Source organism: Argonema antarcticum A004/B2 (assembly GCF_023333585.1).
GTDB classification, from domain to species: Bacteria; Cyanobacteriota; Cyanobacteriia; order Cyanobacteriales; family Aerosakkonemataceae; genus Argonema; species Argonema antarcticum.
Genome location: NZ_JAIQZN010000018.1, coordinates 14482 through 37850, shown reverse-complemented (window position 1 = coordinate 37850; position 23369 = coordinate 14482). Strand labels below are relative to the sequence as shown.

The following is a 23369-nucleotide window of genomic DNA, read 5'->3' as shown; positions in this document are numbered from 1 at the left end:
TAATACCCCAAAATTCCCCCCTTGTCAACTATCCCCACACCTTTCTTAATCAGAAAATATTCCCCTCCCCACTAAATATCCAACAAACCATAACGTTTTTGTAGACTCAACAACTTCATCCGCGCTTCCCCCGCATTGTCTGCTAAATCGGCAAATTCCACCAATCGCCGCAACTCCTTTCGCAGCAGATTGCGTTCGACTTCCAAAGTTTCTCTGTCGAGTTCTGGAGGGAGTACGATCGCATCAAATAAAGTTGCCCTTTCCTTACCCGGATGAGGTCGCAAAATTCGTCCCCGGCGCTGAATAAACTGACGGGGATTACCGCTACTCGCCAAAATTACGGCTGTTTTAATTGCCGGAATATCCACCCCTTCATCCAAACAGCGAATTGCCACCAAACCTTGCAATTCACCCGTCTCAAATTGACGCCGCAAATCCTCTCTTTCATCCAAAGAAGTCTTAGCGGTGTAAGTGTTTACCCGATAACCCAATTCAGTTCCCAAAATCTTAGTTACCGCCTTGAGTTGGTGTGTGCTTTCCACCGAACCATCACCGCAATAAAATAAAGTGTGACTACTCTCCAAACGAGTAAACATTAAATCGCGCAAAGCCTTTAATTTATTAGCAGCAGCCCCAATTAAACGCGCCCGTTGCATCAACAATGGCTTTAAATCTTGATTCTCCTCATCAGATATTCCGTCTGCTTGTCCTTCTCGTTGGCGATATAGTAGCGCTCGGCCAATACTTTTAGTTAATTTAATATAAGCTTGGCTTTCCGATTCTGTCAGTTCCACCAAGATTGGGTAGTACAAATAATGTACCAACGCACCCTGTTGAATCGCATCTCTGAGCGTGAATTCCGGTTGCAAAACAGGCCCAAAATAATCAAATAGCGATTGGGTGCCATCTTCATCAAAATACCTTTCTGGCGTTGCAGATAAAGCCAACCGCAACCCCACATTGCGAGGTAAACTTTCTTCCAATCGAGGTGCGCCCAAATTATGGGCTTCGTCTCCTATAATTAGGGTTTTTTCTGGGAAATATTTTAGCTGCGACTGCAAACCTTCACTTATGAGAGTGGAATTGGTAGTGATGACGGCGAGAAAAGATTCATTGCCAGAACGCACATTATATAGTTGTGTGGAAAGTCGAGTTTGCCAACTGTCCCGCTTCTCAAATGCTAAGATTGGCTCTATGCCAAATTTCTCGCATTCTCGCGCCCACTGGGTGACTAAATGACGGTAGGGACAGATGACAAGCAAGACTTGCAAACCAATTTTATTGTAGAGTTCAGTTGCGATCGCCAACGCGGTAATCGTTTTACCGCTACCAGTCGCCATTTTCAGCGTACCTCTTCCCTTATTGGCAAACCAGCTTGCGATCGCTTGTTGCTGATATCCCCGCAATTGTAGCGAGGGCGGTATCCTGGGACATCCCCGTGGTAGTTGCTTCGCCTGCGATAGATGGTAAGTACCTTTAGATGCAGCTACCGATAACAGTTTGTTGATTTCCAGTAACGGGTAAGCTATATCCTTGTTTTTAGGGAAAATTTCTTTGTTTTTTGTCTGATTTTGGACTTTATAAATACCTTTTGAGGACGATTTCACAACCCTACTGCCCCTGTTATTTAAGCTATTTGATTAATTTTATGGTTTGGGGAGGTGTAGTGGGTGCGATCGCTAAGCTAACACGCATCTAATTCGGATATTTCTAATCCGGCAATCAAACCTTCAATTCCTCTCCCACTCCCCCACTCCCCCACTCTCCCACTCCCGCTAAACATACAAATTAAATGCGTAGCAGCTTATTCATGTATTGTGCCATCAGCCATAGTCGCACCGCCCAGGTTAGCCCGCCTCAGATCCGCCTGTGTGAGGTTAGCTTCTGTGAGATTAGCCTGTCTGAGGTCAGCGTTCCAGAAACCAGCGAAAGCCAGATTAGCCTGTCTGAGATCGGCCCCACTCAGGTTAGCCTCGCTCAGGTTAGCGCCCCTGAGATCGGCCCCTCTCAGGTTAGCACCGCTGAGGTTTGCTCCCATCAGATTAGCGCTGCTGAGATTAAACCCACTCAAGTTAAACCCGCTCAGGTTAATTGCGCTAAGGTCTACATTAATACCCTCCTCCAAGCGGATAGAATGCGATCGCCACTTATTCCAAGTAGCAACATCCTTTTTGAGTAGAGTGAGTTTTGCTAATTTCCCCTGCAATAGTATACAAGCAGTATCCCGCACCTGCTCTGCTTTATCATCCAATGCCTGAACGATCGAATCCAAACCTGCTTCCCCATAATGGGGTGCTTCCATTAGCGCTGCAATTCGATGTTCTGCTACTGTACTCCGCAGTCGCTGCTTGACTCCTGCTAACCCTCCCAAAACCGCACCAGTCAAGGGAGGTGGAGTTTTACCACCAAGCACAACATCGTAGTGTCTGGGCTGACCGGGATTCTCTGGCATAGCACTTTTTTTTGAACTATAGCAGTCGCCTTGGCGATTAGAACAATCTTTACCATGATTTCAAAAGTTGTGAATATGGCGATCGCTAGGAGAGTATTTTGCCATCAGGCATAGTTGTTTCTTGGAACATAGCCCCGCTAAGTTTAGTCTTCCAAAGGGTTGCCTTCCAGAAGCAAGTCTTGCTCAAATTAGCCCTCCAGAGGATAGCTTCGGTAAGATTGGCAAACGTGAAGTTAGCTTCGCTAAGCTTAGCTTCCCTGAGATCCGCCAGAGTGAGATTCGCTTCGGTTAGGTTTGCCCTTCTAAGGTCAGCCCCCTCAAGGTTCGCTTCGCTAAGCTTAGCTAGGGAGAGGTCAGCGTCCCAAAAATTAGCTTTGCTCAACTTAGCCCCCCTCAAGTCAGCACCCCGAAGCTTAGCACGCCAGAGGTTAGCCCCCTGAAGGTTAGCCAAAGTGAGGTCAGCTCCCTGAAGGTTAGCTTCACCGAGCTTAGCCTTCCTAAGATCGGCCCCGCTGAGGTTAGCTTCGCTGAGATCGACCCCAATCAGGTCTATATCAAAAAGGTTCAGGTGGAGAGAGCGTTCTCTCCACTTATTCCAAAGAGTTATGCTTTCTTTAAGTAAAGAAAGTTGTTCTGATTTTCCAAACAATAAACTGGCTGCATTCTGCACTTCCTGTGTTTCATTTTCCACTGCCCCAACGAACAAATCCAAACCTGCATCCCCATACTGGATCGCCTCTTTTAACGCCTGAATACGATATTCCATCTCCTCACTTGTCAGTCGCTGTTTGACTCCTTCTAATCCTCCCAAAACCGCGCTACCCGGTGGAGGTGGCGTTTGACCGCCCAGCACAACATCGTATTTTTCGGGCCGATCGAGATTCTCTAGCATCGCACTCTAGCTTTCTTTTGCACTATATAGCAACCGCCTTGGCGGTTAGGGCATTCTTAATTCCTGAAATCCTTGATTCTAGACCCTTCTGACCCTAGTCCCTAGCTATACCAGGTGTGAACTACTCCAACGCTAGCTTAGATTAATTGAGCGGGACGAAAAGTGCCAACAACTTTAGATGTCTACGAAGCATTGATGAAGGAACCAGCAGAATGCTGCGCGACCTAAGAATCGAATTTCGCCAAAAAGAACTTTAAAAACTATTTGTGTATTGTGCAATTAGGCATAATTGCACCTTGGAAGTCAGCCCCTTCCATATTAGTCCTATATAGAAAAGCGTCGGTAAGGTCAACCCCTTTGAAGTTAGCCCCATATAGGAAAGCGTCACTGAGATCCGTGTTATTCAGGTCAGCCCCCATAAAGTTAGCCCCACTGACGTTCGCTTCTCTGAAATTAGCCCCGCTGACGTTCGCCCCACTGAAGTTAGCATCGCTTAGGTACGTCTTTTCCAGATTAGCTATCGTCAGGTTAGCCTCACTCAAGTTAGCTTCACTCAGGTTAGCCTCCCTAAGATTAGCCGTGTAGAGATTAGCCTCGCTGAGATTAATCCCCTTGCAGTTTGCTTGAAAGAAGTTCGCCCAGTGTAAGTCAGCACCGCAGAGGTTCGCCTGGTTGAGTTTCCCCCATCTGAAATTAAGGTAACTTAGGTTAAACCCTCTCAGGTCAGCCCCACTGAGGTCAGCTTCTTGGAAATTAACTTTGCTGAGGTCAGCCCCTTTGAAGTTAACCCCCTTGAGGTTAGCTTTCCTGAGATTAGCGCCCCTGAGATCGGTTTTGCAGAGGTTCGCACCGCAAAGGTTCGCACCGCAGAGGTTCGCACCGCAGAGGTTCGCACCGCAGAGGTTCGCACCGCAGAGGTTAACTCCGCTGAAGTCAACTCCGCTGAGGTCAACTCCGCTGAGGTTGATTTCGTTCAGGTCTACATCGTAACCTTCTAGATGTAGAGAACGCACCCTCCACTTATTCCAAATAGCTACATCATAAGTAAGTAGGATGAGTTGTTCCGACTTTCTCAACAGCAAGCAAGCAGCATCTCGCATTTCCCGTGCTTTGTCGTCTAGCGCCTGAATTATCAATTCTAAGCCTGCATTTCCATAGTTCAGCGCCTCCCTTAGCGCCCCAATGCGATGTTCTGCTACTTTGCTTTTCAGTCGATGCTTGACTCCTGCTAGTCCTCCCAAAACCGCGCCACTCAATACGGATGGGATTTTTCCGCCAAGAACGGTATCGTATTCTTTGGGCCGATCGGGATTCTCTGGCATGGCACTTTTTCTACTGCACTATACCAGTTGTAGCTTTTACTTTGGGGAAGCGCGTCTGTCTAAGAGTATTAGTCTGAGCTTAATTCATACCTACCAACTTGAGTTAGTAATAAAACTTAGTATATATGAGCGCACAGATTTCTATTATACAAATATACCCCAAACTTCTCACAAAGTCAAGTACGCGATCGCAATCACTTTAATTTTTTATCAAGGAATACATTCATAAAAATCACATAGATTAGCTTAGATCACCGCTGGAAGAGCATAGGTTTGATTAGTCATTTGACTGACTTGTTTTCTCTCTTTGTTCAACATATATATCTTCACACTAAGTACGGGAGAGCCAGATTTTCTTGTAACTTTCTGGCAGACAACTGGGGAGAGTGTCTAAATATGTGTAGATAGATTGAATACTCGCGTGGTCATTTTTTTAGGCTTTAATAAGCTGCTTAGCTAAGAGCATCTTACATAATGGCTGAAAGTTCATCCACGACAATAATCCGACCTTTGCACAAAGCGCGAATGAGGCGATCGATCGCGGTTCTTTGTTCTTCTTCAAGGGATTCATCCAACAAGGCTGCCATCAATCCATAGCGGTCTGCCAAGGTTATGCGACCGGAGGCGCTGACTTGAGCGAATAACTCAGAAATTGCGTTGGGGAGAAGTTGAAGTTGCATTGTGATTGGCTGAACTCGATACTCTTAATATCGCTTAAATTATTATGGCTGAGAGTGATTAAACCAGGGTACTCAATGTGACAATTAATGACCTCTGATAGTGAGTTAAAGCGGTTTGTCAGTGTGACGAAATTGTTGTTAACAGTGTGAGACAAATCACACACTTGGTGGCAACTATTTATATTTTGTGGAATTGATGTTATAGCGCTACGCGCATACATTAGGACGGTATTAAACGCTCAAAGCAAGGCGGGGACTGTGTTTGTACTAAAGCCGAAGCACTAAAGCCGAAGCACTTTGCTATATAGCAGTCGCCAAGGCTATTAGGACGTTCTTAATCCTTTCCCGCTGAAAGAATATCTATAAGGCCGCAGAGGGGCTCCAGGGGAATTTTAGATTTTGGATTTTGGATTGAAATACAGCGGCTTGCGCGTACTCTCGCCAGAGGAGCGCGGGCTTTAAGAAAAAGGGGAGTGCTAATTTAAGGCGGATTTAGGCCAAAATGTATAGGTATCAATATTGTGTGAGATTTTAAGTAACAATTTGCACAAGATATGAGTTATTTACTCATTTTTTAGAGGAATTGACACCAATCAAGCAGCTATAGCTGTGACTTGCTGTGGCGCAGGTTTTACAACGACCCATTTACCTGTTTTTGAGTCTCGATAAGTTATAAACGGGTTTGGTTTTAGTGGCTTTTCAGAGGGTGCGGTCATATAGATACTCTCCCGTTTTTCTTTAGTGAATATTCTAGGTTACTAACAATAGCTACTTGGGTGATTAAGGATTTGGTAAAAGGTGATAAAATACAGAAATTGCGGTGATTTAAATCACTCGATAGGTATCCGACACGCTAGCGCCGCTACGCGGAAGTCAAAAGTCAAAAATCTTTTGAATCGCTCCCGGCGCAGTGTAGACAGAGGTAGAGGGGGGAGAGGGCGATCGCGTCTATCCCCATCCCCTAACCCGTAATTAAGCCAATTGCTCTGGATCTAAACCCAATTCGCGCAGTTTTGCCGCCAGTCGTTCTGCTCGCTCCTCAGATGCTGTTGCTCGCTGCTGTGCTTCTGCTGATTGCTGTTCGGCTAAAATGGTTCGCTGTTCGGCTAAAATGGTTCGCTGTTGAGCTAAAATGGTTAGCTGTTCGGCTGCTGTAGCTCGCTCACTGCCGGTAGGAATCAACTCTCCATCTAAAGTCATCCACCTTAACCACAGTCGATCGATATTTTTATAACTGCCTCGCCACAAACCTAAACTCAGTTCTAGCTCAGGAATTGGCAAGCGTCCCTCAGTTAGTTCTGTAGATTCATAATGACCGCCGGTGAGGCGAAAAGCTTGCACGCGATCGGTATAGCGACTAAAAACAATGTAGTAGGGAACGCGCAAAATTCGCTCGTAAACTTGCCACTTGGTTGGTGGATTCCCCCGTTTGCTGGCAGTTTGACCCAAATCTTCTTCTTCTGTGCCAGGAGATAATAACTCAACTACCACAAACGGGCTAACTTGTTCTTGCCAGATCACATAACTTAAACGCATATCGCGTCCCTCGTATAACTGAGGTACTCCGACGACGGCGAACCAATCTGGACGTTTATACCAGTTGGGATGGTTGACATCGTAGTAGAGATTGAGGTCGATCGCACAAAACACGCGATCGATATCCCAATTGGGAGGCTGAAAAGTTATGTCTAATAATTGCGATTGGTCTAAATGAAATGTGTCTGGCAATCCTGGTTCCTCTGCATTTTCACTGGGTAAATCGTACATTGTCGGTAATGTCAAGCGTGGTGAAAGAGGCGGATCGGTTTGAGAAGGTAGGCGATTCATACTAATTTTGGATGGCGATTAAATGCTATTAATTCACGACTTGAGCGCCATGAAGTCGCGGATCGTCCGAGCCAGCTTTTGCTGATTTTACGGGGGCGTTAAATTTAGAAATTTGCCCGGTTTTTCTAGCATGGGGTACTGGATTACCAGTAGCTAAGGCTTCTAAATTTGCTGCCATGATGGTGCGCGGTTGTTCGCCAATGCTTTGTGCTATAGCTTCCCCATTGTTGCCAAAAAAGACAAAATGAGGAATCCCATCGACCCGATAACGCTCGATTTCTGGCAACCACTTGTTGTTATCCACATTCAGCATGACGAAATTTACTTTATCGGTGTACTGCTGTTCGAGTTCCCCCATATCCTTAGCCATCGCCTGACAGCTGACACACCAATTGGCGTAAAACTCCATTAGCGTTGGTTTGCCATTACTGAGGGCAACTTCCAATGGTGTGGAATTTTCCGCTAGAGTGGTGAGGGTAGAGGTGTCTGTCTGAGTTCGGATGCCAAACAAGAGGGCAACGGTGAGTGCGATCGCAGCCAAAACAACCAATAAATTTCTTAAGCGCCTCCCTACTGTCGATTCTGAGTTTTCTGGAGACGGCAGCGGCGATAATGGTGATTTGGTAGTCATTGGATTTCTTTAACAAAATGATTACGGTTTAATTTTAATGTAAATGAAGTTGACAGAGGCTATGATGCTACTTAATTTCTATCGATTCCTTATTTTACTTGTGGGTAGCGGGTTGCTAATAGCCGCTACCAATCCGCTACCGGAGATAGTAAATCACCCAAAACCGCAACTGGAGTTGGATATAACTCCCTTTCGAGGCGCTGGATGTATCGTTAACGAGTCTGATGCTCTCGATTGCGACCCGCAAGGGCCAGCGGTTGCTTTCGGATGTAATCGATTAAGCAAACCCTCTGATTTGCTGGGTGGACTGAAGCCGCCTCTTCCCTTGGTATTGTGCAAGCAAATCCCCTCGCGATCGCAGCCAGAACCAGGGGATTATTTCTACCGTACTGGTGGGTTACTTCCCAACTATATTCGTTATATTGTATTCAGAGATGGCAAGTTTAAGCTAGTCAAAAACCTGGCTGAGTTCAAAAAAATCTTTGCACCGATAGAATCTGCTGAGGAAGCTTTGAGCTATATTCTAGCGGTTAAAAATCTCGATGCTTATTACGGGCTGAAAGCTACTCCTGATTACGAATATTTTGTAGATAGAATAGAAGATACTCATGTCGTTAAAACCGAGCAAGGTTATTTAATGAATTTGTACGAAAAACGAGTATTTGGTTGTGGCCCTCATCCGATTTCGGTAGTAAATATTTTGGTAACGACTGGAGGTAATATCCGAGAGGTGAGTAGAAAAGAGGTTTATAAAAATCCAGCCGAAGATATGCTTTGTGTGGATTAACAGATTTTAGATTGCGAATATCAAAATGACCAACACTTTCAGTGGTGAAAGATCGTGAAAAAACGAGTTAAGCTGACTTTTCCCAAACGTGCGATCCAGATGCCTGTAGCTTATCGACTGGCCAAGGATTTTAACGTGGCTACAAATATTATCCGCGCTCAGGTTGCGCCCAATCAAGTTGGTAAGCTGGTGGTGGAACTGTTGGGCGATATCGATCAATTGGATGCGGCGATCGAATGGATGCGATCGCAGGATATCACAGTTTCCTTAGCCAGCCGCGAAATCCTGATTGACGAAGATGTCTGCGTCCACTGCGGTTTGTGTACTGGGGTCTGTCCCACGGAAGCCCTTACCCTGGAACCGCAGACGTTTAAGCTGGCATTTACGCGATCGCGCTGCATCGTCTGCGAACAGTGTATTCCCACCTGTCCCGTCCAAGCAATTTCCACCAATTTGTAGTCTCAAATCGCTCTACCTACGCAGAGGAAAAGGCAGATGAAAGTCGAGTCTATTCTGATTAAAAACTTCAAGCGATTTGACCATCTTGAAGTCTCGTTCAAAAATCAAACCCTTAACGAAGTTAGCAACCGATTTTTGCTCGTTGGAGATAACGGCACTGGCAAGACAACTCTGCTGCAAGCGATCGCACTTCCACTAGCCCTAGCAACCAGACAAATTCAAAATGTATCTGAATTTGACTGGTTAGGCTTTCTTCCCGGTCGCTACCAGCGCTGGGGACATCCACACATTGAACTAGAAGTATCGTTTGAAGATGAAGAAATTGAAGCCACAAAAGCCGTAGCGAGAAGATGGTTAGATGCACAGCCAGAACGCTTCGGAATCGAACCCGGTGATAGCAATTCTGTCCAAATAATCCTAGACGGTGAAAAATGTCGCGCTAGAACTAACTCAGAATACTTTCAGTTTTTGGGGCGCTACTACGCCAGACAGTTATTAAAAACCGATTCATCTATTCGTTCCGAATTTGCCAAACTTCCAGGCATTTTCTGGTTCGACCAATTCCGCAATCTCGGCTCAAATCCCTATCTAGTTGAAGCCACTGATAACGGATCGGGAGAGAGCAATAGTAGAATTTCTTTTGAATCAGGTGTAGCTCGCCTGCGTCGCTATCTTAATGGCTGGAAACTAGCACAGCAAGCTCGAAATCAACCTTATCGTATTGACTACTTGATGGAATTGGAGAATTCTTACAAAAGAATCTTTCCGGGACGGTCTTTTGCGGGTGTAGAACCTATGCCCGGAGTTGATTCACCCACAGCAGAAGACTTCTTCTTCCTACTAAATGACGGACACCGCACCTACGACATCGTGGAAATGTCAGCAGGCGAACAGTCAGTATTTCCTATACTCTATGAATTTGTCAGGCAACAAATTGCTCACTCAGTTGTATTAATTGATGAAATCGACCTCAATCTTCACCCACCAGCGGCACAGTTATTAGTGCGCCAAATTCCCAAACTTAGTCAAAATTGCCAGTTTATCTTTACCACCCATTCTGAGGCTGTTAGTGACGTAATCGGTGAGGACGAGACTTACCGTTTGCTTGGGGGGGCGCTGTGCCTGTAAATATTCTCTACTGCGAAGGAGTTTCCAAAAGTCCAGATTTGCGGGTTCTCTCTGTGATACTTCCCCCCGGTTGCGTGGTTAAGCCTATTGGTAGCAAACAGGGTCTTTCTCAAAGAATCCTTGGCGCACGAGATGTTAGATCCGGTTCAATAATAAAAGGTTTAAAAGACCGCGATTTTGATGATGATGACTCACCTCCAACAGGCACTTCTCGTATTTGGTATTTTACAGAAAATAATACCCTAATACAGATAGGTTGGTATTGGGAGAGAAAAGAAATTGAGAATTACCTGCTAGATCCTAAAGTCGTGAACCGATCGCTGGTTTCTCTTGCACCGCCACTTGATAAATACCGTGCAGCGTTGCAAACATCGGCAGAGAAAATTGCCGCCTATACCGCAGCTAGAATTGCACTATCGCTTTATCTGCAAAATCGACCCTCACCCCCTAATAATTTCTGGGGAGAAGAGAGAGACAAAAAAGAGGCTTATCGCTTTCCTAGAGACAAAGCTTTGGCAGAGGGAAACTGTCGCAGTGAAGTGAACAATATCGTTAGACAATACTCTCAACGACTAAGTTCTCCCCAAATCGATGTCATCAGTGAGTTTGAGCGATTACTACCAACTTGTTGCCCTGGTGGAAGTCGATTTCAAAATCAGAACTTTTTACAGCGCTTTGCGGGTAAGGATTTGCTCTACGGAATGCAGGATGCACTGCGGAGGTTCGGGTTTGAGTCTCCAGTTTTATTCCGCGAACGAGTCCTTAAAGGAATTGAAGATTCAGGCGAAGATGTGTGGACGTGGCTACCGGAGTGGCAGCGACTTCGGGAACTGATAGCAGAGTATGTTTCCGAATAGTCTAAACTCCAATAATCGACGTTTAAAGCTGAAAAATATCAGCTAAAACGCTGTCGTCTCCCTGAAGTCTCGTTTTCTTAGCTGGAGAATCATAAAGCACTATCAGCGATTTTTGATTTTCTTTAGTAGGAAAAAACGTCATTCCCTCAGCATGATCTTCTCCATCGCCGTAGGGAATGTCCAGAATTGGTGTAGGTTTTGATAACACATTTTCTGGCAAATTAACCCCATTTTCCAATCGGTAAATCCTCACAGGGCCATCTATATCCATAGTAGGCCCCGCCAAAATTAACAAGTCTTGACCGTCGATACACAAGTCACGAACTCCTAAGCCGTCAAGGTCAATAAAATGTTTTTTGTATCGCTTATCTTCTACTTTCTTAAGTTTCAAGCTTGTCGAATTAATTTCTTTGACTTTTATTTCCAGTACGATCGCCCAACCACGCAGCACTGGCCCACGCAAACCCAGAAAAATCTTATTCTTATAAACAGCTAAACCCTCTATGTCAAAACCATTATCTTTTCCCGGAATATTCGCTTTCAAGAATGGGGCAAGGTGAGGATCTTCTAAAAGGGCATCGGTGAGGCAATTGCCGCTTTTAGTATTTTCTAATTTAGCTGCCGTCAGTTGTTTCTCTGGATTTTCTGGGTGAGGACAAGACTTGTATAAGCGATCGCCCACTAGAGGAATTCTTGCTAATAAAAAGCGGTTTTTTTCGGGTTCGATAATTGCCAGATTTTGGATGTTTTCCAGGTCTGTTTTCTTAGAATTTGGTTTTTTGCGTTTCAGGCTGTGAGAACCAACTAACCACAGGTAGCCATCGGCGTAATCGAGCCCTTCAATATCAATTTCTTTGTCGGTATCGGTGATTGGGGGGACAAAATCTGCCACTACAAAGTGTTCGTGGTTTTCAAATGTATTGGGGGCACTATAGGACAGCCGCTCAATACTTGATGTTTCATCACAACCTAACCATAAATAGTTTCCAGGGGTGAGTGCAACAGCAGACAGACTTTCCCGGCTGTCTTGAATGCCTGACTTGAATCGGAGTAAAACTTGTTCAATCGTGGATTTTTTTTCTTTCATGTCTAATATTTTATAATTCAGATCGGATGGTAACGAAGTGGAACTGCAATGAAGTTTTGGAATACTGTTGACTGTTGACTGTTGACTTTTGAGAGTGAACAGCGAACAGTGAACAGCGAACAGTGAGCTTACGGTTATAACCGCGATCGATATAAGTCTAACAATTTGGCAGTCTCCCGCTCTCTAACTAAAGTATTAGCACACAAAATCCCAGAGGCAGCAACGGCGGGAACACCAATTCCAGGCATGGTGCTGTCGCCAACGCGGTACAATCCGGGGATGGGGGTGTGTGGGCCTGGAAATGTGCCTTTACCGGCGGCGATCGCAGGGCCATAAGTTCCTCGATCGCGGCGCAGGTAGTAGGCGTGGGTTAGGGGTGTACCGATGAGTTCGATGAGGATGCGATCGCGCAAATCTGGTATGATTTTTTCTAAAGCACGAAATAGAGATTGCGATCGCTCTTTTTTCTTCTCTTCATAACTATCATCACGCTGCCAATTCTGATAAGGTTCCAAAGTATAACAATGAACCACATGATGTCCGGTTGGTGCAAGATTTTTATCCCAAACAGAAGGAATAGAAATCATGCAAGTATTGCCAGGTCCCGTGATATCTCGATTAGCATCGTGAACAACTACATGATGTCCGGTAATATTTTCCAAACCTTCAGCGCGGATACCCAAATGCAAGTGCATAAAACTATCAACAGCAGGAATATCGAGAGACTGCTGGCGATATGAACTTGGCAAATCTTCTGGTTTCAGCAGTTTAGTATAAGTATCCCAGATAGTCGCATTGGAAATAACGATAGCTGCTTTAATTATTTCCCCATTACGCAACCTAACCCCGACAACTTGGCCAGATTCCAATAATATTTTGTCAACGTGGGCATTTAGTCGCAATTTTCCGCCCCAACGTTCTAAACCTCTCACTAAAGCATCAACAATTGCGCCACTACCTCCCACCGGATAATCGACGCCGATATTGCTGCGTTCCCCCAGCATGAAAGCTACTTCTGGCGCAATAGTTCCCTCTGCTTTCAAACCAGATAACAGAAAACATTCTAAATCGATTAGTCGCCGCACCCAAGGATCTTTTACCTCTTTATCCATCACCTCGCCAACGGAACCTTGTACTATTCCGATTTGAAGTAATAATTTTAATAGTGATGGCAGATATCTTGTTAGTAGGACGGGAATCACCTGGAAATCTGCGCGTAAAGCTAAAGTGGGAATACCTTTTAATGCTTCGTACAATTGCAGCAAAGGTTTTTCAAAGCGTTCGAGTTCGATCGCACCTTGCGGCGTAATTTCAGCAACTGCTTTTCGATAACGTTCCGCATTACTATAAACCGGAAAAGCGCCTTCTGGAAAATGATAATGTCCCAACGGATCGTAACTTACGGTTTCGACAGATTCGCCCAAAACCTCAAGCACTTGCCGCAAAGGATTGAGGCTTTGCGGGTGATTTAAGCCACAATAAAATGAAGGGCCAGAATCGAAGTGAAAGCCGCGTCGCGAGAAGCTGTGCGCCGCACCGCCCGGAATGGTGTGACTTTCGCAGACTAACACTTTCTTGCCGTAACGTGCGAGTAGTCCCGCAGCAGTTAAACCGCCGATACCGCTACCGATAACTATGACATCTAACTGCATCATCCACCTCTAAAACTGTAAATAAACCTCACCCCAGAAGTTGGGTTTTTTGAAGAAATCGGCTCTTTCGGAGTTGCTATGCTTGTTGAAAAAGCCGCCCATACTGGAGCTTTTTTATTTGGAAATCCCTAAAACCTCTCTCAAGTCGTTTTGAGACGACTTAAGCTATTAGCCAGGGGTTTGAACCCCTGGCGGGAGAAAAACGCAGATGTAAGATTTCAGTTATACAACTGGTTACTCTGCTTCACCAATTAGCGTAAAAGCTGCCCAATCTCTAGGATTCGGATTTTGTTTCATTGTTGTCAGCATAGCTTGCCGTAACGCTTGCGCCTTATCAATGTTTTTTTGCATATTTTGATAAAATTCCGTCATTAGAAACGCGGTGGGGCCATCGGGTATCGACCAGAGAGAAACTATCACGCTGGAAACGCCTGCACCAATGAATGCACGAGAAAGTCCGATCACTCCATCGCCGCTAATTCTCCCCCGTCCGGTATCGCAAGCGCTCAAAATTGCCAGTTGAGCATTTAATTTCAAACTGATAATTTCTCGTACAGTTAATAAACCATCATCTTTTCCAGATGGAGCGAGAGCTATTGAACTTTGGAAACCCGAAAAATCATCGAGCAATCCGTGAGTTGCTAAGTGAATAATTCCAGCGTTTGGTAACTGCTGCAAAATCTTAGCTTTTGTCGCCTGGTTTCCGGTAATTGCTTGGGTGGAGAGGAGAGTTGCGATCGCTTTTGCTTCTCTTTCCGCACCGGGTAAACTGGGCAACTGTTCCGGTGGTTTTCCCAGTTCGGATGGTAAACTAGGCATTGTTGGATTGCCAACGACCAACACATCTTTCTCCGAAATTCGTTGACGTTGCTGACGGGTAAAATCCAAGAGTTGAATAGCAGGTGCAGTGAGAATTGTATGCTGTTCAATTAAGTATTTTCCAGAAGTATCTTTTAAAGCTGGAAAAGCAACTAAAAACAAAGCATCCTGCGGAATGAAGATAACACGCGCCGCTGGCTCGGTTGGCAAAATATCAGCAATTGGTTTAATAAGAATTTGATGCAGCTGCTGTAATTTTTGCAGTTGAGAGCGTTCATCGGGCCTGACTTGCACTGCAATACCGCGACCTCTGACACCTATAGATTCGCGGCTGCTGGTAACAAAATCGTCCAAGGAATTTGGCAAAGATTTCAGGTCAACTTGGCGAAAAGAGATTTCACCTGTTGGTTTGATTACCCAAATAAAAAGGTCTGTTTTTTTGCCGGAATCATACATGATTGAATATTCAACCAACGTTGCCTTTTGGGTTTTGGCAATTTGTTTAATTTGCTCAATATTGGGTGAATTGATAGTTGTTTGATCGGTAGCTCTGCCTAGCCGCGTCGCCAATAACTCCACAAAAGCACGCGCCCTTCCCCTTTCGCTAATCTCTAGCGCTGCCTCAGTTTTATTCTGGGCAATCAAAGCTTTTTGTAAATCGCGATATGCGTCAGTTTGGGTTTCAAAAATTGAGACTTTATCGGCATCTCTTAATCCTGGCCGTAGAGATTCTTGAACACTAATCGCAGCCCGGAGCATTTTTTCTGCTTCGATAATATTTCCAGATTTCATCAGAGCATTGGCTATATTGCTCAAAGCAATTGCTTCCCCCGCCTTCTGACCGATTTCCCTGTAAATTGCTAAAGCTTGTTTGGAGAATTCCAAAGCTTTGGAATTCTCATTCAGACCGAAGTAAACTATACCTATGTTATTAAGGGCAGCTCCTTCACCTGCCTTATCGCCAACTTGTTTGTAAATAGCTAAAGCTTGTTGATGGAACTCCAGCGCTTTGGGATACTGACCCTGCTGCCGATAAACTTCACCGATGCTACTAAGAGTTCCTCTTTCGTCTGCCTTATTGCCGAGTTCTCTGTTTATTGTTAGAGATTGCTGCAAAAATTCTAGTGCGCGATCGTACTGACGCACCTCGTAATAAATTCCGCCAATATTGTGCAGACTAAGGCCAACGCCTGCTTTGTTGGCGAGTTCTTTGTTAATCGCTAAAGATTGCTCGTAGTATGTCAATGCTTGCGAATACTGACCCAGTTGTTGGTAAAGTTGCCCCATGTTATTGAGGGTCGTCCCAATGCCATCCTTGTTGCCCATTGCTTGCCTAATAGTTAAGGCTTGTTGAAAGAACTCCAATGCTTTAGCATACTGACCCTGGCTTTCGTAAACTCCAGCCAAGACATCAAGCGTGGTAGCTTCTTCTTCCCTATTGCCGACTTCTTTTTGAATGGTTAACGCTTGGCCCAGAAACTCCAGTGCCTGGGGATACTCGCCTAAATTCCTGTAAACTAATCCGATGTTATTGAGGATCGCTCCAACTTCGGTACGGCTACCCACTTCGCGGAAAAAGACTAAAGCCTGCTGGAGTATTTGCAAAGCTTCTCGATATTGACCTTCTTCGTACAGCTGGCCAGCCTTTTGGTAAAGCTGCAATGCCTGATTCCTTCGGCTTTGAGACGTTTGCGCCTGCGCTGGCAGGAGTGAGAATGAAGGAGTCAGGGGTAACGGGTGAAGGGTAAGCAGCAGAGTCGCTGTTGCAAAACTGAAATACTTAAGACAAAAGTTCATTGTTGTCAATAGGAAATCTCGTTCTCTGTTTTAACCTGAAAACCCCTTTAAGATCGAAGTATGAAGAAACTTTTCGAGCTTGGGGCTATGAAACGCATCGTCTTGATTGCTGGGTTTGAATCCTTCAACGCCGACTTGTACCGCAAAGCCGCTGATTTGGCTGTCGCAAGCTGCCCCGAACTGGATATCCGGGTGTTTAGCGATATTGCACTACGCACCGAACCCGAAGCCGTAGAAGCCGCACTGCAAGGCGCAGATGTCTTCTTCGGCAGTTTGCTATTTGATTATGACCAAGTTTTGTGGCTGCGTGAAAGAATTCAGCACATCCCCATTCGCCTAGTATTCGAGTCAGCCTTAGAATTGATGAGTCTCACCCAAATTGGTGCATTCAAAATTGGCGACAAACCTAAAGGAATGCCCAAACCAGTTAAATTTATACTCGACAAATTCAGCAACGGACGAGAAGAAGACAAACTCGCCGGATACATCAGCTTTTTGAAAGTAGGGCCGAAGTTATTAAAATATGTGCCAGTGCAAAAGGTGCAAGACTTACGCAACTGGCTAATAATCTACGGTTACTGGAATGCTGGCGGCACAGATAATGTCGTTTCCATGTTCTGGACTCTAGCAGAGAAATATTTAGGTTTAAAACTAGGAGAAATTCCGCCACCAGTCGAAACCCCAAACATGGGATTATTGCATCCCGATTATCAAGGTTATTTTGAATCACCAAAACAATATTTAGAATGGTATCGCCACAGGAGCAGAGGAGCAGAGGAGCAGAGGAGCAGAGGAGCAGACGAAACAGAAAATTTAGGAATCACCAATCCGGTTGTCGGCATTCTACTTTATCGCAAGCACGTTATCACAAAACAACCTTACATTTTCCAACTAATTCGTCATTTTGAAAAAGCAGGATTAATCCCCTTACCTATCTTTATTAATGGGGTTGAAGGTCATGTTGCTGTTCGAGATTGGATGACAACCGCTTATGAAACGACTCAAAGAAAACAAGGTAATATTGAAACACTCTCATTATCTAGCGAAGCAGTAGAAGTCGATGCGATCGTATCTACAATCGGCTTTCCGTTAGTTGGTGGCCCAGCAGGTTCGATGGAAGCGGGGCGTCAAGTTGAAGTTGCCAAACGCATCCTTACTGCCAAGAATGTGCCATACATGGTATCCGCACCGTTGCTAATTCAAGATATACACTCTTGGACTCGGCAAGGTGTTGGGGGCTTGCAAAGTGTCGTTTTATACGCGCTGCCCGAATTAGATGGTGCGATCGATCCAATTCCCCTTGGCGGTTTAGTCGGGGAAGACATCTATCTAATTCCCGATCGAGTAAAACGCCTTACTGGTAGGCTGAACAAATGGATATCACTGCGACGAACCCCACCATGCGATCGCAAAATCGCCATCATTCTCTACGGATTTCCACCCGGATATGGTGCCACAGGTACAGCAGCATTATTAAACGTACCTAAAAGTTTAATCAAATTCCTCCACGCACTAAATGATCGAGGTTACAACGTCGGAGATTTACCCGAAGATGGCGAAGAATTAATCCGCTGGGTGAAAGTAGCTGATGAATCTCTCCCGCTTGCTGAAGGAGTATCTACCGTCAATGTTCACACCCTCGAAAAATGGTTGGGATACCTATTAACAAATCGCATTGCAAAACAATGGAAATCTCTTACTGGTACAGGTATTAAAACCTATGATGATGAATATCATCTTGGCGGCGTGCAATTAGGAAATATTTGGATCGGCGTGCAACCACCTTTAGGAATATCAGGCGATCCCATGCGCCTAATGTTTGAACGCGATTTAACGCCTCATCCCCAATATGCAGCCTTCTACAAATGGCTGCAAAACGAATTTCAAGCAGATGCGATCGTTCACTTTGGAATGCACGGCACCGTTGAATGGTTGCCCGGTTCCCCATTGGGAAATACCGGCTATTCCTGGTCAGACATTCTCCTGGGAGATATGCCACATCTATATATATATGCGGCAAATAATCCCTCCGAATCGATGTTAGCCAAACGGCGCGGTTACGGCGTCCTGATTTCCCATAATGTGCCGCCTTATGGACGTGCAGGCTTGTATAAAGAATTGGTATCTTTACGCGACTTAATTTCCGAATATCGGGAAGACACGCAGAAAAATTACGTTCTCAAAGAAGCCATCTGCAAAAAGATAGTAGACACAGGTTTAGATACAGATTGCCCATTTGAAGATGCTAAACAGTTGGGAATTGCCTTTAGCCCGGAAAATGTCAGAATGTTTAGTGCCCATGCTTTTAACCATTATTTGGTCAACTTGTACGAATATCTGCAAGTTCTGGAAAATCGCCTCTTCTCATCTGGTTTGCACGTATTGGGAGAACCGCCGAATGATGAAGAAATGGCATCTTATCTAAATGCTTATTTTGGCGAAAACAAACAAACCCGGTTTCTTGGAGAAACCGGGTTTGTGGATACCCAAGAGTCTATCCAAATTCGCGATTTATTAATGCAAACCACAGATGAATTAACCAACCTGCTGCGGGGATTGAATGGCGAATATATACCCCCTGCACCAGGAGGTGATTTGTTACGTGATGGTGCGGGTGTTTTACCTACGGGTCGCAATATTCATGCTTTAGATCCCTATCGAATGCCTTCACCTGCTGCTTACGAACGAGGTCGAGAAATTGCCAAGAAAATTATCGCCCAACATCTTAAGGAAAATGGGCAATATCCCGAAACAATTGCGGTAATGTTGTGGGGTTTGGATGCGATCAAAACTAAGGGAGAATCTCTGGGTATTCTGTTAGAATTAGTGGGTGCTGAACCAGTAAAAGAGGGTACGGGACGCATTGTTCGTTACGAATTAAAGCCATTAGCAGAAGTCGAACATCCGCGCATTGATGTGCTGGCAAATCTTTCCGGTATTTTCCGCGATAGTTTTGTCAATATTATTGAATTGTTGGATGATTTGTTTCAACGCGCTGCTGATGCGGATGAACCGGAAGACCAGAATTTTATCCGCAAACACGCTTTAGCATTAAACGCAAAAGGTGTGGATAATGCAACTGCACGATTATTTTCTAACCCCGCTGGTGATTTTGGTTCGCTAGTAAATGACCAAGTTGTCGCGTCTAATTGGGAATCGGGCGATGAGTTGGCGAATACTTGGCAAGGTCGAAATGCGTTTAGTTACGGCAGAAAAGATAAGGGGGAAGCGCGAACAGAAATCCTCAATCAATTGTTGCAAACTACTGAAAGAGTTGTTCAACAAATCGATTCTGTGGAATATGGTTTAACTGACATTCAGGAATATTACGCCAATACTGGTGGTTTGAAAAAGGCAGCAGAGAAACAACAGGGTAAAAAAGTCAATGCGAGTTTTGTGGAAAGTTTCTCCAAAGATACGACGCCTCGGAATTTAGAAGATTTGCTGCGAATGGAATATCGCACTAAGTTGCTAAATCCCAAATGGGCTGATGCAATGGCGAATCAAGGTAGTGGTGGTGCTTATGAGATTTCGCAACGAATGACGGCATTAATTGGTTGGGGTGGTACTGCCGATTTTACTGATGATTGGGTTTACGAACAAGCGGCTGATACTTATGCTTTAGATGAGGAGATGGCTAAGAAATTGCGGGAGGCAAATCCAGAAGCGTTTCGCAATATTGTGGGGAGGATGTTGGAGGCGAATGGGAGGGGTTTTTGGCAACCGAGTGAGGAGAGGTTGCAGAAGTTAAGAGAGTTGTATGATATAACTGATGAAGAACTTGAAGGTGTAACGGTTTGATCGGGAGGTAGTGTAAGATGATTAATCCATTGATTGAGAAGGAAATTTTCGCTCAAGTGAATAAGTTGAGTGATGAACAACAACAGCAAGTGCTGGACTTTGCGCGATTTTTAGCGATGAAAAACCCTGTTGGCGTACCTGGTAAGGAGTTGCTTCAATTTGCTGGCACTATTTCCCATGAGGATGCGAAAATTATGTTAGAGGCAGCAGAGGAAAACTGGGGACAGGCAGATTTGAAAGGGTGGTCTGAATGAGTGGTAGATTCCTACTGGATACGAATATTGCCATTGCTTTCCTCGAAGGAGATACTTCAGTTGAGCAACTATGTGTACGGGCTGAAGCTGTATTTGTTTCAAGCACCGCAATTGGCGAACTCTATTATGGTGCTTACAAGTCGGGACGAGTAGCAGAGAACCTGGCACGGATAGAGGAGTTTATAGCTACTAATAATGTTCTACCGTCCAATACAGCAACAGCAAATCAGTATGGTCAAATAAGAAATCTTTTACGACAGAAGGGGCGACCTATCCCTGATAATGACATTTGGATTGCTGCCGTTGCCATGCAGCACCAATTGACCTTAGTGTCGCGTGACGCCCATTTTCAAGAAGTTGATGGGTTGGTGGTAGAAATGTGGTGATAGGGTAATATATCAGATTACAGCAAAACTCACAGCCAAGGGTGATTTGTGCGATCGCCCTCTCCTATCAAATCACAAAACCAACGTATCCCTTTGCAAAATAACTAACAATGTCAAACACATTTACTGCGGTATTTGAAAAAGTAGACGACTGGTATATTGGCTACGTTGAAGAGTTACCCGGTGCCAATGTACAGGAAAAAACCCTAGAAGAAGCTAGAGAAAGTTTGCGCGAAGCAATCGAATTAATCTTAATATCTAATCGCGAACTAGCCGAACAAGAACTTTCTGGTAAATCTGTAATTCGGGAACAGATTAAGGTCAGTATCTAATGAAGTGAAGAGAACTAATTCAGTATTTAGAAGCGAACGGATGCTTGTTTCTCCGCGAAGGTAAAAAGCACACCGTTTACTACAACCCATTAAACCGCAAAACATCTGCAATTCCAAGGCATACCGAGATTGTTGATATCCTTGCCAAGAAAATTTGTAAAGAGTTGGAGATACCTCTGCCTTAGCAATGTTGTCACTTGCTAAGCTGGCTGGTTTTGAAGGAAGACTGGGAGAAACGAGCGCTCGCTAACTTTCATTATCATAGAAATCCTGTTTTTCATTACTTACCCTTAACCCTTTGCCAGGATTAAAATCTATTATGCAGCCAGACGACCAACGGGAATTCATCAAAGAGTTTGTCGAAAATGCCAAAGATCACCTGTATATAATTGAGCAAGGTTTGCTGAATTTGCAAGTTGCCAAAGATCCAGAATCAGTGAATCAAATACTGCGTGCTGTTGAATCACTCAAACTAGGGGCTGAAATGCTCGGTATAAAAAGTATTGAGAGGACAGCCCACAGGTTAAGAAAATTACTCGAAATAGTGAGAGATTATCCCATCCAATTTGACCAAAGCCTAGCGTCACTATTTATCCAAATTTTTGATGCTTTGGATTTGTTGGTAAATGAATTAGAGTCTATATTTGGACTAAACGAAAACTTTTCTAGTCAGGTCGTTTCTGACATAGAATCTGTTTTTCAATCTCTTCAGGATAAACTAAATATGCCGATCAATCCCCGCGTACCTTTTGCAGAAATTGAGCAAATATTTCCGCTTTATAGTGCGGTACAAAACGCGGCTACTGAGTATGGAAAGCAAGCGGAAGTCAAAATTGAGGAGCAAGAAATCCTAATTTCTACATCAGTCCTAAAACACTTACCGAAATTACTAACTCACTTGATTAATAATGCTATTGCTCATGGAATAGAATTACCAGAAGTGCGGCAAGCAGCAGGCAAATCTCCAGTGGGTCAGATTAAAATTCGTGTCTTTTCCCAAGGGAATCAGACTGCGATCGCATTTTCTGATGATGGCGCTGGAATTGATATCGAACGAGTGAAAACCAAGGCAATTGAAAAAGGTCTAATTACAAGTTCTCAAGCTCAAACTATTTCTACCGCAGAGCTTTACGAACTCCTCTACCATCCAGATTTTACTACCAAAGATAAACGAGATTTGAGGGCTGGTCTAGGATTTGGGATGGATATAATTCGCACAGAGTTAAATAAAAAAGGAGGGGGTGATTACTACTAATTCAACCCCCGGAAAAGGAACTACTTTTACTATTGTTTATCCTTGAATAAGGCTTACCTAACTATTCTTTGAAAAGTGGCGATCGGAATCGCCCAACTTAACTCTTCCATCCGCTGAAAAAGTCCCTGGGATGGTGCAGATCCATCGGCGAATCTGTAAGCTTGAATCCCTTGCGGCGGAAATTTCAATCTGCCGTTAATTCCCACCAACTCACCGTTACTATTTAGTACTGGCCCGCCACTCATGCCGTCTTGAATCTCGTTAGAATAGCCGAGTTGGTATCCTCTGGGGAGCGATCGCTCTGCAATCATCCCCACATCCCCTTTAGTCACGCGAAACGCTCTCAAACCCCAATCGCGGGTATTTTCTATGGCATCCCGGTTAATCATGTACCAATTGGGAAATCCTGAAGCGTATACCGGATCGCCAACTGATAGGGAATCAGAGTCTCCCATACTAACAACTTGATAAGTGCGATCGCTCGTAAATTGCACCACCGCTAAGTCATTATCTCCAAACTGGGCAGAACGCTGTAACCGAGCCGGATATGTGCTACCATCGGCGGTTAAAATCCTGTAGCGATCGCCTTTCTTAGACACGACATGATCGCAAGTCAAAACTGTGTAGGTTTGCCCCTGGCGACCGATAATCACACCAGAACCACCCTCGTCATTGGCTAAAATCCGCACGGTCACTTGCCTAGCTATTTCTGCTACTGAAATATTATTCCGTGGGCGATTTTGGGCTAATTGAATTGGAAGGTTGTCCGTGTCCCCAAACCTGTTATGCAAATTGGGTGAAACTGCGATCGTAGATAACAGCAATATCCCATTTAATGAAGCGATCGCCGCCAAATTAATTACCGAAACGATTAACGATAGTACCACAATCAGTTTTGTCCCCTGAAAAGAGTTTTACAGACACCTATTAATTAGCCAACCTGGAGAGGCT

The 23369-nt window shown here is 44.6% G+C and carries 21 protein-coding genes; 10 read left to right on the top strand and 11 right to left on the bottom strand.

Annotated elements, in window-relative coordinates:
- Positions 1-71: 71 nt before the first annotated feature.
- The 7 genes from LAY57_RS10535 to LAY57_RS10505 form a co-directional block, all read right to left on the bottom strand.
- On the bottom strand, positions 72-1424 hold the full coding sequence (locus tag LAY57_RS10535) for a DNA phosphorothioation system restriction enzyme (RefSeq protein ID WP_249066432.1): 1353 nt from the start codon (positions 1422-1424) through the stop codon (positions 72-74).
- Positions 1425-1804: 380 nt separating this feature from the next.
- On the bottom strand, positions 1805-2452 hold the full coding sequence (locus LAY57_RS10530; RefSeq protein ID WP_249066378.1) for a pentapeptide repeat-containing protein: 648 nt from the start codon (positions 2450-2452) through the stop codon (positions 1805-1807).
- 85 nt (positions 2453-2537) lie between these two features.
- Positions 2538-3344: a pentapeptide repeat-containing protein gene (locus tag LAY57_RS10525; RefSeq protein WP_249066377.1), complete on the bottom strand. Its 807-nt coding sequence runs from the start codon at positions 3342-3344 to the stop codon at positions 2538-2540.
- Positions 3345-3604: 260 nt separating this feature from the next.
- Positions 3605-4666 (bottom strand): pentapeptide repeat-containing protein, encoded by a 1062-nt coding sequence (locus tag LAY57_RS10520; protein WP_249066376.1) that lies wholly within the window; start codon positions 4664-4666, stop codon positions 3605-3607.
- 467 nt (positions 4667-5133) lie between these two features.
- Positions 5134-5346: a hypothetical protein gene (locus LAY57_RS10515; RefSeq protein ID WP_275993826.1), complete on the bottom strand. Its 213-nt coding sequence runs from the start codon at positions 5344-5346 to the stop codon at positions 5134-5136.
- A gap of 972 nt (positions 5347-6318) precedes the next feature.
- A complete protein-coding gene (locus LAY57_RS10510) occupies positions 6319-7173 on the bottom strand; it encodes a Uma2 family endonuclease (RefSeq protein WP_249066375.1) in 855 nt (284 codons plus the stop codon).
- Positions 7174-7201: 28 nt separating this feature from the next.
- Complete coding sequence (locus LAY57_RS10505) at positions 7202-7804, bottom strand: thioredoxin family protein (protein ID WP_249066374.1); 603 nt, start codon at positions 7802-7804, stop codon at positions 7202-7204.
- A gap of 61 nt (positions 7805-7865) precedes the next feature.
- On the opposite strand from LAY57_RS10505, the gene LAY57_RS10500 reads away from it, so the two are divergent.
- Genes LAY57_RS10500 through LAY57_RS10485 form a run of 4 tightly spaced genes read left to right on the top strand, consistent with a single transcriptional unit; the run spans position 7866 to position 11035 of the window.
- Positions 7866-8591, top strand: a complete 726-nt coding sequence (locus LAY57_RS10500) for a hypothetical protein (RefSeq protein ID WP_249066373.1) — start codon at positions 7866-7868, stop codon at positions 8589-8591.
- A gap of 54 nt (positions 8592-8645) precedes the next feature.
- Positions 8646-9050, top strand: a complete 405-nt coding sequence (locus LAY57_RS10495) for an NIL domain-containing protein (RefSeq protein ID WP_249066372.1) — start codon at positions 8646-8648, stop codon at positions 9048-9050.
- 36 nt (positions 9051-9086) lie between these two features.
- The gene (locus LAY57_RS10490) at positions 9087-10178 is read left to right on the top strand and encodes an AAA family ATPase (RefSeq protein WP_249066371.1); all 1092 of its coding nucleotides are present in this window, start codon (positions 9087-9089) and stop codon (positions 10176-10178) included.
- A complete protein-coding gene (locus LAY57_RS10485; protein ID WP_249066370.1) occupies positions 10169-11035 on the top strand; it encodes a hypothetical protein in 867 nt (288 codons plus the stop codon). Before LAY57_RS10490 ends, LAY57_RS10485 begins: the two co-directional genes overlap by 10 nt.
- A 22-nt stretch (positions 11036-11057) precedes the next feature.
- Here LAY57_RS10485 and LAY57_RS10480 read toward each other — a convergent pair whose 3' ends face one another.
- The 3 genes from LAY57_RS10480 to LAY57_RS10470 all read right to left on the bottom strand — a co-directional run bounded on the left by LAY57_RS10480 (position 11058) and on the right by LAY57_RS10470 (position 16390).
- Positions 11058-12122, bottom strand: coding sequence for a DUF3616 domain-containing protein (locus LAY57_RS10480; protein WP_249066369.1), 1065 nt, complete (start codon positions 12120-12122; stop codon positions 11058-11060).
- A gap of 134 nt (positions 12123-12256) precedes the next feature.
- Positions 12257-13777, bottom strand: a complete 1521-nt coding sequence (locus LAY57_RS10475; RefSeq protein WP_249066368.1) for a phytoene desaturase family protein — start codon at positions 13775-13777, stop codon at positions 12257-12259.
- A gap of 231 nt (positions 13778-14008) precedes the next feature.
- Positions 14009-16390, bottom strand: coding sequence for a CHAT domain-containing protein (locus LAY57_RS10470; protein ID WP_249066367.1), 2382 nt, complete (start codon positions 16388-16390; stop codon positions 14009-14011).
- An 87-nt stretch (positions 16391-16477) separates the two neighbouring features.
- Between LAY57_RS10470 and bchH the strand changes: the two genes are divergently transcribed.
- The 6 genes from bchH to LAY57_RS10445 all read left to right on the top strand — a co-directional run bounded on the left by bchH (position 16478) and on the right by LAY57_RS10445 (position 22418).
- Positions 16478-20191, top strand: coding sequence for a magnesium chelatase subunit H (gene bchH / locus LAY57_RS10465; protein WP_249066366.1), 3714 nt, complete (start codon positions 16478-16480; stop codon positions 20189-20191).
- 17 nt (positions 20192-20208) lie between these two features.
- The gene (locus LAY57_RS10460; RefSeq protein WP_249066365.1) at positions 20209-20445 is read left to right on the top strand and encodes a DUF2281 domain-containing protein; all 237 of its coding nucleotides are present in this window, start codon (positions 20209-20211) and stop codon (positions 20443-20445) included.
- Complete coding sequence (locus LAY57_RS10455; RefSeq protein ID WP_249066364.1) at positions 20442-20831, top strand: type II toxin-antitoxin system VapC family toxin; 390 nt, start codon at positions 20442-20444, stop codon at positions 20829-20831. Before LAY57_RS10460 ends, LAY57_RS10455 begins: the two co-directional genes overlap by 4 nt.
- Before the next feature lie 110 nt (positions 20832-20941).
- Complete coding sequence (locus LAY57_RS10450) at positions 20942-21163, top strand: type II toxin-antitoxin system HicB family antitoxin (protein ID WP_249066363.1); 222 nt, start codon at positions 20942-20944, stop codon at positions 21161-21163.
- A 17-nt stretch (positions 21164-21180) separates the two neighbouring features.
- A complete protein-coding gene (locus tag LAY57_RS36470; protein WP_420839080.1) occupies positions 21181-21348 on the top strand; it encodes an addiction module toxin, HicA family in 168 nt (55 codons plus the stop codon).
- Positions 21349-21482: 134 nt separating this feature from the next.
- Complete coding sequence (locus LAY57_RS10445; protein WP_249066362.1) at positions 21483-22418, top strand: ATP-binding protein; 936 nt, start codon at positions 21483-21485, stop codon at positions 22416-22418.
- 53 nt (positions 22419-22471) lie between these two features.
- On the opposite strand, the gene LAY57_RS10440 is transcribed toward LAY57_RS10445, so the two are convergent.
- Positions 22472-23305: a S1C family serine protease gene (locus LAY57_RS10440; protein ID WP_249066361.1), complete on the bottom strand. Its 834-nt coding sequence runs from the start codon at positions 23303-23305 to the stop codon at positions 22472-22474.
- Between the last annotated feature and the right edge of the window lie 64 nt (positions 23306-23369).

What these genes read in the sequence shown, in the direction of transcription:
- LAY57_RS10530 (WP_249066378.1), bottom strand. Translation starts at nt 2,452, where the DNA reads ATGCCAGAGAATCCCGGTCAGCCCAGACACTACGATGTTGTGCTTGGT.
- LAY57_RS10525 (WP_249066377.1), bottom strand. Translation starts at nt 3,344, where the DNA reads ATGCTAGAGAATCTCGATCGGCCCGAAAAATACGATGTTGTGCTGGGC.
- LAY57_RS10520 (WP_249066376.1), bottom strand. Translation starts at nt 4,666, where the DNA reads ATGCCAGAGAATCCCGATCGGCCCAAAGAATACGATACCGTTCTTGGC.
- LAY57_RS10515 (WP_275993826.1), bottom strand. Translation starts at nt 5,346, where the DNA reads ATGCAACTTCAACTTCTCCCCAACGCAATTTCTGAGTTATTCGCTCAA.
- LAY57_RS10510 (WP_249066375.1), bottom strand. Translation starts at nt 7,173, where the DNA reads ATGAATCGCCTACCTTCTCAAACCGATCCGCCTCTTTCACCACGCTTG.
- LAY57_RS10505 (WP_249066374.1), bottom strand. Translation starts at nt 7,804, where the DNA reads ATGACTACCAAATCACCATTATCGCCGCTGCCGTCTCCAGAAAACTCA.
- LAY57_RS10500 (WP_249066373.1), top strand. Translation starts at nt 7,866, where the DNA reads ATGATGCTACTTAATTTCTATCGATTCCTTATTTTACTTGTGGGTAGC.
- LAY57_RS10490 (WP_249066371.1), top strand. Translation starts at nt 9,087, where the DNA reads ATGAAAGTCGAGTCTATTCTGATTAAAAACTTCAAGCGATTTGACCAT.
- LAY57_RS10480 (WP_249066369.1), bottom strand. Translation starts at nt 12,122, where the DNA reads ATGAAAGAAAAAAAATCCACGATTGAACAAGTTTTACTCCGATTCAAG.
- LAY57_RS10475 (WP_249066368.1), bottom strand. Translation starts at nt 13,777, where the DNA reads ATGATGCAGTTAGATGTCATAGTTATCGGTAGCGGTATCGGCGGTTTA.
- LAY57_RS10470 (WP_249066367.1), bottom strand. Translation starts at nt 16,390, where the DNA reads ATGAACTTTTGTCTTAAGTATTTCAGTTTTGCAACAGCGACTCTGCTG.
- bchH (WP_249066366.1), top strand. Translation starts at nt 16,478, where the DNA reads ATGAAACGCATCGTCTTGATTGCTGGGTTTGAATCCTTCAACGCCGAC.
- LAY57_RS10460 (WP_249066365.1), top strand. Translation starts at nt 20,209, where the DNA reads ATGATTAATCCATTGATTGAGAAGGAAATTTTCGCTCAAGTGAATAAG.
- LAY57_RS10455 (WP_249066364.1), top strand. Translation starts at nt 20,442, where the DNA reads ATGAGTGGTAGATTCCTACTGGATACGAATATTGCCATTGCTTTCCTC.
- LAY57_RS10450 (WP_249066363.1), top strand. Translation starts at nt 20,942, where the DNA reads ATGTCAAACACATTTACTGCGGTATTTGAAAAAGTAGACGACTGGTAT.
- LAY57_RS10445 (WP_249066362.1), top strand. Translation starts at nt 21,483, where the DNA reads ATGCAGCCAGACGACCAACGGGAATTCATCAAAGAGTTTGTCGAAAAT.